The organism is Sphingomonas sp. M1A8_2b (assembly GCF_053345535.1).
Genome location: NZ_JBKFAH010000001.1, coordinates 41,256 through 54,677 on the forward strand (window position 1 = coordinate 41,256; position 13,422 = coordinate 54,677).

The 13,422-nt window shown below is 65.6% G+C and carries 17 protein-coding genes; 9 read left to right on the forward strand and 8 right to left on the reverse strand.

The window, feature by feature from the left end:
* Nucleotides 1–32: 32 nt before the first annotated feature.
* From ACLBWL_RS00205 to ACLBWL_RS00240, 8 genes are all read left to right on the forward strand, one after another.
* Nucleotides 33–932 (forward strand): heme o synthase, encoded by a 900-nt coding sequence (locus ACLBWL_RS00205; RefSeq protein ID WP_447789151.1) that lies wholly within the window; start codon nucleotides 33–35, stop codon nucleotides 930–932.
* Nucleotides 929–1,066: a hypothetical protein gene (locus tag ACLBWL_RS00210; protein WP_165886435.1), complete on the forward strand. Its 138-nt coding sequence runs from the start codon at nucleotides 929–931 to the stop codon at nucleotides 1,064–1,066. Before ACLBWL_RS00205 ends, ACLBWL_RS00210 begins: the two co-directional genes overlap by 4 nt.
* Entirely contained in the window at nucleotides 1,066–1,617 is a 552-nt protein-coding gene (locus tag ACLBWL_RS00215) for a cytochrome c oxidase assembly protein (RefSeq protein ID WP_447789153.1), read from the forward strand. Before ACLBWL_RS00210 ends, ACLBWL_RS00215 begins: the two co-directional genes overlap by 1 nt.
* A gap of 29 nt (nucleotides 1,618–1,646) precedes the next feature.
* Nucleotides 1,647–2,573: a cytochrome c oxidase subunit 3 gene (locus tag ACLBWL_RS00220; protein ID WP_447789155.1), complete on the forward strand. Its 927-nt coding sequence runs from the start codon at nucleotides 1,647–1,649 to the stop codon at nucleotides 2,571–2,573.
* A 233-nt stretch (nucleotides 2,574–2,806) separates the two neighbouring features.
* Nucleotides 2,807–3,190, forward strand: coding sequence for a DUF983 domain-containing protein (locus tag ACLBWL_RS00225; protein ID WP_447789157.1), 384 nt, complete (start codon nucleotides 2,807–2,809; stop codon nucleotides 3,188–3,190).
* Complete coding sequence (locus ACLBWL_RS00230) at nucleotides 3,187–3,807, forward strand: SURF1 family cytochrome oxidase biogenesis protein (RefSeq protein WP_447789159.1); 621 nt, start codon at nucleotides 3,187–3,189, stop codon at nucleotides 3,805–3,807. Before ACLBWL_RS00225 ends, ACLBWL_RS00230 begins: the two co-directional genes overlap by 4 nt.
* A gap of 167 nt (nucleotides 3,808–3,974) precedes the next feature.
* Nucleotides 3,975–5,375 (forward strand): threonine synthase, encoded by a 1,401-nt coding sequence (thrC, locus tag ACLBWL_RS00235; RefSeq protein WP_447789161.1) that lies wholly within the window; start codon nucleotides 3,975–3,977, stop codon nucleotides 5,373–5,375.
* Complete coding sequence (locus ACLBWL_RS00240) at nucleotides 5,372–6,241, forward strand: class I SAM-dependent methyltransferase (RefSeq protein ID WP_447789163.1); 870 nt, start codon at nucleotides 5,372–5,374, stop codon at nucleotides 6,239–6,241. The genes thrC and ACLBWL_RS00240 overlap by 4 nt, the downstream gene beginning before the upstream one ends.
* Nucleotides 6,242–6,402: 161 nt before the next feature.
* On the opposite strand, the gene ACLBWL_RS00245 is transcribed toward ACLBWL_RS00240, so the two are convergent.
* From ACLBWL_RS00245 to ACLBWL_RS00260, 4 genes are all read right to left on the reverse strand, one after another.
* Nucleotides 6,403–7,377 carry an agmatine deiminase family protein gene (locus ACLBWL_RS00245; RefSeq protein WP_447789165.1) on the reverse strand — a complete coding sequence of 325 codons (975 nt, stop codon included), beginning with the start codon at nucleotides 7,375–7,377 and terminating at the stop codon, nucleotides 6,403–6,405.
* On the reverse strand, nucleotides 7,378–9,009 hold the full coding sequence (locus ACLBWL_RS00250; protein WP_447789167.1) for a M28 family peptidase: 1,632 nt from the start codon (nucleotides 9,007–9,009) through the stop codon (nucleotides 7,378–7,380).
* Between the two features lie 187 nt (nucleotides 9,010–9,196).
* Nucleotides 9,197–9,811, reverse strand: a complete 615-nt coding sequence (rpsD, locus tag ACLBWL_RS00255) for a 30S ribosomal protein S4 (protein ID WP_447789169.1) — start codon at nucleotides 9,809–9,811, stop codon at nucleotides 9,197–9,199.
* 206 nt (nucleotides 9,812–10,017) lie between these two features.
* Nucleotides 10,018–10,272: a hypothetical protein gene (locus ACLBWL_RS00260; protein WP_447789171.1), complete on the reverse strand. Its 255-nt coding sequence runs from the start codon at nucleotides 10,270–10,272 to the stop codon at nucleotides 10,018–10,020.
* A 254-nt stretch (nucleotides 10,273–10,526) separates the two neighbouring features.
* Here ACLBWL_RS00260 and ACLBWL_RS00265 point away from each other — a divergent pair, with 254 nt between their 5' ends.
* Nucleotides 10,527–10,793 carry a chorismate mutase gene (locus ACLBWL_RS00265; RefSeq protein ID WP_447791913.1) on the forward strand — a complete coding sequence of 89 codons (267 nt, stop codon included), beginning with the start codon at nucleotides 10,527–10,529 and terminating at the stop codon, nucleotides 10,791–10,793.
* Here ACLBWL_RS00265 and ACLBWL_RS00270 read toward each other — a convergent pair whose 3' ends face one another.
* The 4 genes from ACLBWL_RS00270 to ACLBWL_RS00285 form a co-directional block, all read right to left on the reverse strand.
* Complete coding sequence (locus ACLBWL_RS00270) at nucleotides 10,794–11,255, reverse strand: hypothetical protein (protein ID WP_447789173.1); 462 nt, start codon at nucleotides 11,253–11,255, stop codon at nucleotides 10,794–10,796.
* A 145-nt stretch (nucleotides 11,256–11,400) separates the two neighbouring features.
* Entirely contained in the window at nucleotides 11,401–12,585 is a 1,185-nt protein-coding gene (locus ACLBWL_RS00275) for a TrmH family RNA methyltransferase (protein ID WP_447789175.1), read from the reverse strand.
* 174 nt (nucleotides 12,586–12,759) lie between these two features.
* A complete protein-coding gene (gene nrdR, locus ACLBWL_RS00280) occupies nucleotides 12,760–13,239 on the reverse strand; it encodes a transcriptional regulator NrdR (RefSeq protein ID WP_447789177.1) in 480 nt (159 codons plus the stop codon).
* A complete protein-coding gene (locus tag ACLBWL_RS00285) occupies nucleotides 13,240–13,419 on the reverse strand; it encodes a hypothetical protein (RefSeq protein ID WP_107964462.1) in 180 nt (59 codons plus the stop codon). It abuts the gene before it with no gap.
* Between the last annotated feature and the right edge of the window lie 3 nt (nucleotides 13,420–13,422).

Genomic DNA, 13,422 nt, shown 5'->3' on the forward strand with positions numbered 1-13,422 from the left:
TTCAGCCGCACCGCGTATAGCGTACCCGAACCATGACTCCTGCCACTCCCCTCCTGCCACCGGCGCATTGGCGCGATTTCCTCGCGCTGACGAAGCCGCGCGTGATGACGCTCGTCGTCTTCACCGGGCTCTGCGGGATGCTGGCCGCGCCGGTCGGTGTCCATCCGGTGATCGGCTTCACCGCGATCCTGTGCATCGCGCTCGGTGCGGGTGCCGCGGGGGCGCTCAACCAATGGTATGAGTCGGACATCGACGCGGTCATGCGCCGCACGCAGAAGCGCCCGCTCCCCGATGGCCGCATGGAACGCCAGGCCGCGCTCCATTTCGGCGTCGGGCTCGGTGCGTTCTCGGTGCTGTTCATGGGGTTCGCGGTCAACGCGGTCGCCGCCGCCATCCTGACCGTCTCGATCCTGTTCTACGTGCTGGTCTACACCGTCTGGCTCAAGCGCCGCACGCCGCAGAACATCGTCATCGGTGGTGCAGCCGGCGCGTTCCCGCCGCTGATCGGCTGGGCCGCCGCGACCGGCGACATCGCGCTGCTCCCCGTCCTGCTGTTCCTGTTCGTGTTCCTCTGGACGCCGCCGCATTTCTGGGCGCTCGCGCTGTTCATGAAGAGCGATTACGCCGCCGCGGGCGTGCCGATGCTCCCCGTCGTGTCGGGCGAGCGGACCACGCGGACGCAGATCGGGCTCTACACGATCCCGATGGCCGCGGTCGCGATCCTGCCCTGGCCGCTCGGGCTGACGGGGCCGATCTACGGCATCGCCGCCATCCTGCTGACCGGCTGGTTCGCGCTGCTCGCCATTCGCGTCGCCAAGCGCACCACGCATGCCGACGATGCGATGAAACCGGAGAAGGCCTTGTTCAAATACTCGATCCTGTATCTGTTCGTGATGTTCGGCGCGCTGGTCGTCGACCGGTGGTTCGCATGAGCCTGCCCGATCCCGACCTGATCCGCAGCCGCCAGCGCGGTCGCGCGCGCGTCATGGCGTTGCTGCTCGGTGCGTTCGTCATCCTGGTCTTCGCGATCTCGATCGCCAAGATCCGCGCAGGCATGCCGCACTGATGGCGGCTTGGCGGACCATGTCGCGGACCAACCGTACTGCGGCGCTCGCGGTGCTCTTCATCTGCTTCATGACCGGGCTCGCCTGGGCCAGCGTGCCGCTCTACCGGCTGTTCTGCTCGGTCACCGGCCTCAACGGTACGACGCAGCGCGGGCTCGTCGCCCCCGGCGCGGTCGATCACAAGATCACGGTCGACTTCGACACCAACGTCAGCCCGAAACTCCCGTGGAAGTTCGTGCCCGAGAATCGCTCCGATACGATCGACGTCGGCGCGCGCGACATGGCGTTCTTCACCGCGACCAACACCTCGAACAAGCCGCTCACCGGCACCGCGACGTTCAACGTCCAGCCCGCGCAGGCCGGCAAGTATTTCACCAAGATCCAGTGCTTCTGCTTCACGCAGCAGACGCTCAAGCCCGGCGAGACCGCGCGGATGCCGGTGATCTTCTTCGTCGATCCAAAGATCCTCACCGATCCCGACGCCGCCGATATCCAGACGATCACGCTCAGCTATACGTTTTACCCGGTGGATTCCGCGAAAATCGCAAGCTAGGGTGCGGCAAAACGACTAGGGGAGTACCAATGGCTGGCGCCAAGAACCATGATTACCATATCCTGCCGCCGAGCATCTGGCCGCTGGTCGGATCGTTCTCGGCGCTGATCATGGCGGTGGGCGGCATCATGTGGATGCATGGCGGCCATATCGACAAGCCCAATGGCGGCGGCTGGATCTTCTTCATCGGCCTGACCGGGCTGCTCTTCACCTTCTACAGCTGGTGGGCGCAGGTCATCAAGGAAGCACACGACGGCGATCATACCCCCGTCGTCCAGCTTCATTTCCGCTACGGCATGATCCTGTTCATCGCCTCCGAAGTGATGTTCTTCGTCGGCTGGTTCTGGGCGTTCTTCGACTTCTCGCTTTTCCCGACCGCTATGACGTTCGCCGACGGCAGCGTCACGCGCGCCGTCGAAGGTGGGGCGGCGATCGTCGCGCAGTGGCCGCCCAAGGGCCTGACGGTCATCAACCCGTTCGAACTGCCGTTGCTCAACACGCTGATCCTGCTGACCTCGGGCACCACCGTGACGTGGGCGCACCACGCGCTGATCCACAACCAGCGCGGCGGCGAGAAGACCGGGCTGTGGGGCCTGATCGGCGTCGGCAACCGCGACGGTGTGCTCAAGGGCCTTTGGCTGACGGTAATCCTAGGCGCGCTGTTCAGCGCGATCCAGGCGTATGAATACGTCCACGCGCCGTTCCCGTTCAAGGGCATCAACTACGGCGCGTCGTTCTTCATGGCGACCGGCTTCCACGGCTTTCACGTCCTGATCGGCACGATCTTCCTGATCGTCTGCCTGGTCCGCGCGTACCGCGGCGACTTCACCCCGCGTCAGCATTTCGGCTTCGAGGCGGCGGCGTGGTACTGGCATTTCGTCGACGTCGTGTGGCTGTTCCTGTTCGTCACCGTCTACGTCTGGGGCGGCTGGGGCGCCCCCGTCCACGGCGGTTGAGGGTTACTACTAACCACCCCGGCGAAGGCCGGGGGCCCAATTGGTGAGGTTGCGATAACGAAGCGCAGTCCTCCGTTGGCAACGCCCCCCAATTGGGCCCCGGCCTCCGCCGGGGTGGTGGCGAATGGCACGGCACTGATCCAAGCCTATTCCCTTCCCTTGTTCTCCCGCGAAGGCGGGAGCCCAGTCTGGATCCCCGCCTTCGCGGGGAAACAAGGGAGAGTGCTGACCGCATGATTGAAGACCCATACCCCCTCGCCAACGCCCCCACGATCGCCCAGGTCGCGCTCAAAGGCCTGTGCCCCCGCTGCGGCAAGCAGACCCTCTTCGCCAAATGGTCCAACTTCGCCGACCGCTGCCCCAACTGCGGTCTCGACTTCAGCAAGTTCAATGTCGGCGACGGCCCCGCCGCCTTCCTCACCTTGATCCTCGGCGCCCTCGTCGTGGCCCTCGCGATCACGCTCGAACTCAAGGTCCACCCGCCACTCTGGCTGCACATGCTGATCTGGATCCCCTTCACCGCCGGCGGCGTCGTGCTGTCTCTCCGAGCAGCAAAAGGCGCGCTCATGTCCGCCGAATACCGCAACGCAGCCCGCGAAGGCCGAATCGACCCGTGACCAGACGCATCCCGATCATCCCGACCATCCTCGTCACGCTCGCGATCGCGGCGATGATCGCGCTCGGCCTGTGGCAGCTCCTCGACCGCCTCCCGAAAAAGGAAGCGTTCCTCGCCCAGCTCGCCGCCAACCCCGCCAAGCCGCCAATGGCGTTCCCGCGCTTCCCAGACGAGACGCTTCTGTTCCGCCGCGCCTCGGGCCTCTGCCTCCAGCCGACCGAGATCAAACTCGCTGGCGCCGGAAAATCCGGCTTCCGCGCGATCGCCGAATGCAAGACGGGCGCAGAAGGCCCCGGCATGATCGTCCAGCTCGGCACGACGCGCGATCCGATGGCCAAGGTCGCCTGGCCCGGCGGCGAAGTGTCCGGCTTTATCAGCCACGCACCCGACGGCCGCTCGCTGATCGGATCGCTGTTCGATCACACCCCGCAACGCTTGATGCTCGTCGCGGATACCCCGCAAGCCGGCCTCAACCCCAACGGCAAGCCCGACATCGCCTCGGTCCCGAACAACCACCTCGCCTATGCCGGCCAATGGTTCTTCTTCGCCGCCATCGCCGCGATCATCTACACCCTCGCGCTCCGCCGCCGCCCACGGATGGAAATGGAACCGCGCTGACTCGATCCTCCCCCGCAAGGGGGAGGATTGTAATAGGCCGTTCTCCTGCGAACGCAGGAGCCCAGGGTACCGCGCGCATCCCTGCGTAACCCTGGATTCCTGCGTCCGCAGGAAAACGGAAAGCGCGCAGCTTGTTCCCTTACGCTCAGCCCGCTAACCGCTTGGCCATGCGTTACATCAGCACCCGCGGCTCGGCGCCCATCCTGGATTTCGAAGCGGCGACGCTCGCCGGTCTCGCGTCCGATGGCGGCCTCTACCTCCCCGACGCGTGGCCGACGATGACCAGCGACGAGATCGCCGCGCTCGCGGGCCTGTCGTACGTCGACACCGCGGTCGCGGTGATGGCCCCGTTCGTGGGCGACGCGATGACGCGGGAGGAACTCAAGGCGCTCTGCGAGCAGGCCTATGGCCGCTTCTCGCACGCCGCGGTCGTCCCGCTGGTCCAGCTCGACCACGACCAGTGGCTGCTCGAACTCTTTCACGGCCCGACGCTCGCGTTCAAGGACGTCGCGCTCCAGCTGCTCGGGCTGTTCTTCGAGCGCTTCCTCGCCGGCACGGACAAGCGCCTGACGATCGTCGGCGCGACCAGCGGCGACACCGGCTCGGCGGCGATCGACGCGGTTGCGGGCCGCGAGGGCATCGATATCTTCATGCTCCACCCGGTCGGCCGCATCTCCGACGTGCAGCGCCGCCAGATGACCACGGTGCTTAGCCCCAACGTCTACAACATCGCCATCGAGGGCAGCTTCGACGATGCCCAAGCACTCGTGAAGGCGATGTTCAACGACCGCGCCTTCTCGACCAAGTTCGCGCTGTCGGCGGTCAATTCGATCAACTGGGCCCGGCTGATGGCGCAGGTGGTGTATTTCTTCTACGCCGCCGTCCGCCTCGGCGCGCCCGATCGCGAGGTCGCGTTCGCGGTCCCGACCGGCAATTTCGGCGACGTGTTCGCAGGCTATGTCGCGGCGCGGATGGGGCTTCCGGTGGCCAAGCTGGTGGTCGCGACCAACGTCAACGACATCCTCCACCGCGCGCTCAGCACCGGCGACTATTCGAAGGGCGGCGTCCAGCAGACCCCGACCCCGTCGATGGACATCCAGGTCAGCTCGAACTTCGAACGCCTGTTGTTCGACCTCGGCGACCGCGATGGAGCAGCGCTCGCCGCACAGATGGTCGGCTTCGAGTCCTCCGGGGCCATGCGTCTCACCAACGCGCAGTCGCAGGGTGCCTCGGCGCTGTTCCAGAGCGAACGCATCGACCTCGACGACATGACGCTGGCGATGCGCTGGGCACACGAGCATGCGGGCCAGGTGATCGACCCGCACACCGCGATCGGCCTCGCGGCTGCGCTGCGTACCGAAGTTCCGGTGGGCGTTCCCATCGTGACGCTCGCCACCGCGCACCCCGCCAAGTTCGGCGACGCGGTCGAGCGTGCGACCGGGGTCCGTCCGTCGCTCCCCACCCGGGTCGGCGACCTGTTCCAGCGCGAGGAGCGCTACGCCACGCTGCCGGCGACGTTCGAGGCGGTCACCGCGTACATTGCCGACCGCGCGACCCCGTCGGCATGAAGCTCCACACCCTCATCGGCGAACCCTGGGCGGACTACGGCCTGATCGACTCCGGCCATGGCAAGAAGCTCGAACGCTATGGCCGCTTCCGCTTCATCCGCCCCGAGCCGCAGGCGATGTGGGCGCCCGCCTCGGCCGACTGGCAGGCGCAGGGCGAATTCGTCCCCGGCTCGGACGAGGACGGCGGCGGCCGCTGGGAATTCTCCGAGCCCGTCCCCCGCGAAGGCTGGACGCTCAGGTGGAACGAGGTGTCGTACACCGCGCAGACCACCCCGTTCCGCCACCTCGGCTTCTTCCCCGACATGGCACCGGTGTGGAGCTGGATGCGCGAGCGCGTCGCCGGTCTCGACAGCCCCGAATGCATGAACCTGTTCGGCTATACCGGCGTCGGCACGCTGGCGATGGCGACCAAGGGCGTCCGCATGGTGCACGTCGACGCGTCGAAGAAGTCGGTCGAGGCGGCCAAGGCCAACGCTAAACTGTCCGGTATGGCCGATGCGCCGATCCGCTGGATGACCGACGACGCGGCGAAGTTCGTCGCGCGAGAGGTGCGGCGTGGGCGGCGGTATGACGGGATCCTGCTCGATCCGCCGAAATATGGGCGTGGCCCGGAGGGCGAAGTCTGGCGCTTGGAGGAGGACCTTCCCAAGCTCATCGCCGATTGCCGCAAGCTGCTCGACGAGAACTCGCGCTTCCTGTTCCTCACAGTCTACGCGGTGCGGATGTCCGCGCTGGCGATCGGCGAGCTGCTGAACCAGGTCTTCGCGGATTTGCCGGGCAAGGTGGAAGTCGGCGAACTCGGCGTCCGCGAAGAAGCCCGCGGGCTGACGCTCCCCACCGCGATCTGGGCTCGCTGGAGCCGCTGAGCCTACCTGTTTAACTACCACCCCGGCGAAGGCCGGGGCCCAAGTGGAAAGGTTGCAGCAACGGCGAGCAGCGCTTCGTTAGCGACGTCCCCCAGTTGGGCCCCGGCCTTCGCCGGGGTGGTGGTGGGCTCAGAGGGTCTCGCACGCCCAAATCGAAGGAATCACCCCGGAATCTGCTGCGAGATGCAGTGGAAGCTCCCACCCCCCGTCAGGATATGATCCGCGCGCTGCCCAACCACCTCGCGGTCCGGAAACAGCGCCTGTATCGCCACGACCGCCGCCGCATCGTTCTCAGCCCCATATAACGGCACCACCACCGCGGCATTGCCGATATAGAAGTTCATGTAGCTCGCCGGCACGATCTCCTCGTCGCGCAGCACGCGGCCCGGCGATGGGATCGTCACCACCTCCAGCCCGGCTGCCTCGGCATCGCGCGCGGCGTTCTGATACACCTGCCAGTTCGGATCGTTGTCGGTCGCCTTCGGGATCGCCACGCGCCCCTCGCCAACGAACCGCGCGAGGTTGTCGACATGGCCATCGGTGTGATCGTTGACCAGCCCGTCGCCCAACCAGACGACGCGAGTGTACCCCAGGTCGGACGCCAGCCGCGCCTCGATCTCCGCCTTGGTCAGCGACGGATTGCGATTGCGGTTGAGCAGGCACTGTTGCGTCGTCACGACCGTCCCGGTGCCATCGCCATCGATCGCACCGCCCTCGAGCACCCAATCGCACGCCTCGACCCGCGTGTGCCGGCTCGCCGCCAGCCGCTGCCCGATCGTGTCGTCACCCGGCAGGTCGTACTTGCCGCCCCAGCCATTGAACCGGAAATCGCGCGCACTGCCGTCGCCGACGATGATCGGCGCGGTATCGCGCAGCCAGATATCGCCGAACGGCTCGACCACCACCTGTGCGAACGGCGCCAGCTTCTTGGCGGTGGTCGCCGAACCGACGTCCGCCGCAACCAGGATCACCGTCTCACCCTTGCCGCCCGCATGCACGGCCTTGGCGAACGCGACGATCTCGTCCCGCGCCGGCTCCAGATCCTCAAGCCACAGGTCCGCATGGCTCGGAAAGCCGATCCAGACAGCCTTGTGGTGCGCCCATTCGGCTGGGGTCGAGACGGCGGATGTGGTCACTTACTTGGCTCCTGCGCGATCGCGGTCACGGATGCCGCGGAATTCGGCGGTCTTATACCAGTTCGGCCACAGACTGGTATCGTCCGCGAGCTTGCGCCCGAGCCCGTAATAGATCGTCAAATCCTCGACCGCACCCGACCAGTCCCACTTCGCATCATATTCGTCCGCGGGCTTGTGATACCGGTGCGCGACATAATCCTCGCGCTTGGCATGCCCCGCCGCGGTGCCGCCAACGACGAGGTCCTCGCCGCTGCCGCCGTCGAGCATCGGCACGCCCAATTTGGCAAAACTGAAGTGATCCGACCGATAATAGCCGCCGCGTTCCGGGTTCGCCTCGACGCCGATCACGCGGCCCTCGGCAGCGACGAACGGCTTCACCAGATCCTCGATCTCGGACTTGCCCGCGCCGGTCAGCACGAAGTCCTTCGCGCGGCCGTCGACGTTCAGCACGTCCATGTTCACCCCGCCGACGGTATGCGCGAGCGGATAGATCGGATGCTCGGCATAATAGCGCGAGCCGAGCAGCCCGGACTCCTCCGCCGTCACCGCCAGGAACGCGATCGAGCGCTTGGCCGGCCCCGCCTTCACCTGAGCCTCGGCCAACGCCACCAGCCCCGCGACACCGGTCGCGTTATCCGCCGCCCCGTTGCAGATGTCATCGCCATCGACCGCGTCGCAACGCCCGAGATGGTCCCAATGCGCCGAATACATCACGTAATCATTGGGCGCGGCCGTCCCCGGCAGCACGCCGATGACGTTCTTCGATGCCTGCCGCTTGATCGTGTTGTCGAACCCACCGCCGAACTTCAGCCCGAGCGGCACCGCCTTGAACCCCTTAACCTTGGCCGCCGCCGCCAGCGTCGCGTAATCCTTGCCTGCGCTCGCGAACACGCGCTCCGCCGCTGGCCTCTGCATCCAGCCGACGATCTGCGACTGGTCGAGATGATCGCCCTTCTCGTCCAGTTCGAGCTGCGGCCCGGTCCACGACGACTGCACCACCGCCCACGGATACGCCGCCGGCTCGGTATCATGGACGATGATCGCCGCCGCCGCGCCGTGCTTCGCCGCATTCTCGAACTTGTACGGCCAGCGCCCGTACCACGTCATCGCGCGGCCCTCGAACGGCCCCTCACGCGACATCGTCTGCCAGTCGGCATCATTGATGAGGATGACCACCGTCTTCCCCTTCACATCGGTGCCGGCATAGTCGTCCCAGCCCTTTTCAGGCGCAGTGATGCCGTAGCCGACGAACACGACGTCGCTGTTCGCCACCGACACCTTCGGCACGACGCGGTAGGTGCCCGCGACCATGTCAGTGCGGAAGTTCAGGCTGACGGGCGCCTTGCCGCCGGAAAACACGTACGGCTGCACGTTGCCTGCGGTGATCTGCACCATCGGCACGTCCTGTGTCCAAGACCCCTTGTTGCCGGGCTTCAAGCCCGCCGCCTTCATCCGCTCGACGATATAGGCCACCGTCTTCGCCTCCGCGGGCGTAGTCGGCGCGCGGCCTTCATACGCGTCCGACGAGAGAACCTGCGTGACGGTCTTCAACGTCTCGACCGAGATCGCGGGGGTGGTCTGCGCGGACGCGGCGGTCCCCAGCAGCAACAGAGACAGGATGGCAGCGCGCATGGTCATTTCCCCATTTGGTTGCGCGCGTTCTGGCAAAGCCCGCCGCGCATGTCCACGATGCGAAATGGGCAACGAAAAAGGGCGGCCCCAACGGGACCGCCCTTTTCTGTTCCAAACCGCGCCGTGGCAAAGCCACGTCGTCGGACGGTGCCTGAGCACCGCCGGCCGGTCGACGAATTTTTTCGGCTTAACGCGAGTAAAATTCGACGACCAGGTTAGGCTCCATCTTCACCGGATAAGGCACTTCGTCGAGCGTCGGGACGCGCGTGAAGGTGACCTTGGCCGCACCATCGGGAGCGACGTAATCGGGGATCTCGCGCTCGGCGAGGCTCTGGGCTTCCATGACCAGCGCCATTTCCTGCGCCTTCGAACCCAGCGTGATCTCGTCGCCGACGAAGCAGCGACGCGAGGCGATGTTGCACTTCACGCCGTTGACGCGAATGTGGCCATGCGAGACGATCTGGCGAGCCGCGAAGATCGTCGGCGCGAACTTGGCGCGGTAGACGATCATGTCGAGGCGCTGCTCGAGCAGGCCGATCAGGTTCTGGCTGGTATCGCCCTTCATGCGCGCGGCTTCGAAATAGCAGGCGCGGAACTGCTTCTCGGTCACGTCGCCGTAATAGCCCTTGAGCTTCTGCTTGGCGCGCAGCTGGATCCCGAAATCGCTGACCTTGCCCTTGCGGCGCTGGCCGTGCTGGCCCGGGCCGTATTCGCGCTTGTTGACCGGCGACTTGGGACGACCCCAGATGTTCTCGCCCATACGGCGATCGAGTTTGTACTTCGCGCTTTGACGCTTCGACATAGTAAGTCCTTGGCAATAGCTTGTAACGAGCCTGCCCCATCTCTGGAACACGCTATTCCCGGTATCGCCTGCTGGCCACGAACCAGGTCCGTGGGGCAGGGCATCCGCTTCACCGGGGTGCGGCGCCTGTCGCGAAGCGCGGGCCTATGTCCCAAACGCGGGCCAAGGTCAAGACGATGGCCGTATCGTCCGCTGCACGAATGGCGTTAGCCGCCGCGCCCGCTCAGGCTGGGCAGGCCAGGATTGGTCGTCTGGTCGCGGAAATTGTCGCGGCCGCCCGACTCCGACTTGGTCATCGCCGACCATTCGGCGCGCGTATGACACACGCGACGGCCCATGATGCTGCCGGTCGCCGTCTCCTTGCGGCATATCGTCTTGTTGGGATCCGCGGCGAGTTTCACCGCACCCGGTGCGGGTGTCGCCTGCATCGCCAGACCAGACAGCAGCATCACTAGCATCATCGCGGATCTCGATTCGACTGGAGGTGATCAATGGCAGCATGTTTGACGTACTGCCGGCGCGATCGCAATCGCAACGCAATCGGCCGAAACGAAGCCGGCCAAAGCCAAAACACCGGCGCCGGGCCATGCGGTACGTTGGATAGCGGACCGGACCGGACTATGGACGCATCATGTCAGACCGTATCCCTTCCGGCTCCGCCGTTTCCGGCGCGACCACGCCCGCCCCGATCCTCCCCGGTAGCGAGTGCACGACCATGACCGAGGTCCGCGCAGGCGTCGACGCGCTCGACCGCGAACTGGTCGCACTGCTCGCCAGGCGCTTTGCGTACATGGACGCCGCCGCGCGCATCAAGCCCGCGCGCGGGCATGTGCGGGACGAGGCACGGAAGACGCAGGTGATCGACAACGCGCGGGCGGAAGCGGTCAAGCTCGGCGTTCCCGAAGCCGTGGTCGCAGACCTGTGGGAGCGCCTTGTCGAAGCCTCGATCGCCTACGAACTGGTGGCGTTCGACCGTCGCTGATCAGGCGTCGAGCTCCAGCACTTCAGGCAACGCCTTCAGGCTGGCGATGACGTTGGGCAGGTCTTTTTCGATCGTTCCGTCGAGTGCTGCGTTAATCTGCTCGCGCATGTTGCGAAAATCGCTTTCTCGGCGGGCTTCGCACATTCCGCAATTTTCGGCCTGAAAATCGCCGAATTGGAACGCAGATCCTTGATTAGCACTAGCAGCTGTAAAAGCGGTGGTCAGATCATCGCGCCAGTACTCTTGCCCTACGACGACGATCGCGATGCTACGAACGATGCGTCCTGTTGCTGTCCAGTGACAGCGGCGATCATCGAACGGATGGTCCCATGTCGCCCCCTTGCCGCTTTCCGACCAAGAAAAATCGCCATACCCTTGCCAATGGGCTTTGAAGGTGATGGCCGATTTGTCCCTAAGGCGGGCATTGAGGATCCGAAAATTGCCATTGAGCTCTTCCGACATATTCGTGTTCCCGGGCTAAGACTTGCGAAGCTTCGGGGTTTCCCGAACCTTGACCAGAGGAACACAACGGAGAGGTGGGCTCAATCGGAACTGTATCCGGATCGGCGTAGTCTATGTCGGTTTGGCAATGTTCACTCGCGGCCGCTCATACACGCGGCTTCTTTCCTGCCAGCGACGACAGCACGCCGCGGAGAGTCCGGATCTCCTGGCTCGACCAGCCCGGCTTGGTCAGCAACGTCCGGAGCGTCCGCCGCGTCGACTGCATCTTGTCGGGCAGATGGAAGAACCCCGCCCCGACCAGCATCGCATCGAGCTGCCCGATCATCCCGTCGAGCTCCTCCTGCGGCGCGGGCGGCATGATCGGGTTGATCGACGGCTGCGACAGCTCGCGCTCGGCGGTCAGTCCCTTCGACCATTCATAGGCGACCAGGATCACCGCCTGGGCGAGGTTGAGCGACCCGAACTCGGGGTTGATCGGCACGGTGATGATCGTCCGCGCGACCGCGACGTCGTCGGTCTCCAGGCCGGAGCGCTCGGGCCCGAACAAGATCGCTGAGCGACCGGGGGCTGCGTGGATTTCTGCCGACGACTGTTCGGGGGTCACGACCGGCTTGGTCACGCCGCGCTTGCGGACCGTGGTGGCGTAGATCTGCGCGCAATCGGCGGTGGCAGCGGCGACGCTGTCGTACACCTTTGCGTTCTGGAGGACGATGTCCGCACCGCTGGCGGCCGGGCCGGCGGAGGGGTTGGGCCAGCCGTCGCGGGGGGAGACGAGGCGCATTTCGGTCAGCCCGAAATTGAGCATGGCGCGCGCGGCCTTGCCGATGTTTTCGCCGAGTTGCGGGCGGACCAGGATTATGACGGGGGGTGGGGTTTCGTCCGCCAAGGTGCTTCGACTTCGCTCAGCACGAACGGGAGGGGGAGATGAGGGCTCCTTCCCCTGTTCCGATCGGACACGGCTGTCCCCTTCCGAGAGGATACGCTTCTCCCCTGCCGAGAGGATGCCCTCCCCCCCTTCCGTTCGCCCTGAGCGAAGTCGAAGGGCACGTTCCCGCGGGGGGATCGCAGCATCGTGCAGGTCCGCCCAATCCTCCCGCGCGAGCGCTTCCTTCTTGCGCCGCGACCAGCCCTTCACCTGGAACTCCGCGGCGAGCGCTTCCTGCCGGCTGCCGAAGTCCTGGCACCACAACAAGGTCACGGGGCGGCGCGTCTGCGTGTATCCCGAAATCTCGCCGAGGTTATGCTGGCCCATCCTGCGCTCCAGGTTATCGGTGTGTCCGGTGTAATAACTGTCGTCGGCGCAGCGCACCACGTAGGCCCAGAATGTCATGGTCGCGGCTTACGCGGGGGCGTGGTGCTCGGACAAGTCCTTCGACTTCGCTCAGGACGAACGGGCTGGGAGGTGGATCACTATCGAGGACGGCCATCACGCCCATCCTCACCCCTCCTTTGGCCCTGAGCGAAGTCGAAGGGTACCTCACTTAGGCCGGAAGACAGGCCCAGATCACTCAGCCCGCCCAACCTCCTCCACACTCCCGGCAAACGCCTCGAAGTCCTTCGCCTCGCTAAAATCCCGGTACACGCTCGCAAACCGGATATATGCGACCGAATCGAGCCCCTTGAGCCCGTCCATCACCATCTCGCCGATCCGCTTCGACGTGACGTCGTTCTCCCCCAGTGTCTCCAGGCGACGCTGGATCCCGCTCACCAATTTCTCGATCCGCCCCGGATCGATCGCCCGCTTCCTGGTCGCGATCGACAGCGACCGGATCAGCTTCTCGCGGTCGAACGGCTCCCGGCGCACCCCACCTTCTGAACCGGCGCTCTTCAACACGAACAGCTCGCGCAGCTGGATGCGCTCGAACGTCGTGAAACGCGCGGCGCAGCCCTCGCACTGGCGCCGGCGCCGGATCGCCGCCCCGTCTTCGGTGGGGCGGCTGTCCTTGACCTGGCTGTCTTCATGTCCGCAGAAGGGGCAGCGCATTCAGACCTTCTTCTTGCCCTTGTAATAGGCGTAGCCCGCGCCTGCGAGTGCGCCGAAGATCGGGCCGATCACCGGCACCGGGATCGCGACGACCGCGCCGAGCGCACTCCACTTGGCCATGCTCTTGCCGAGGCCCGGCGTTGCCTTGATGTCGTTCTGGAGGTCGTCGATCTTCGACATGCT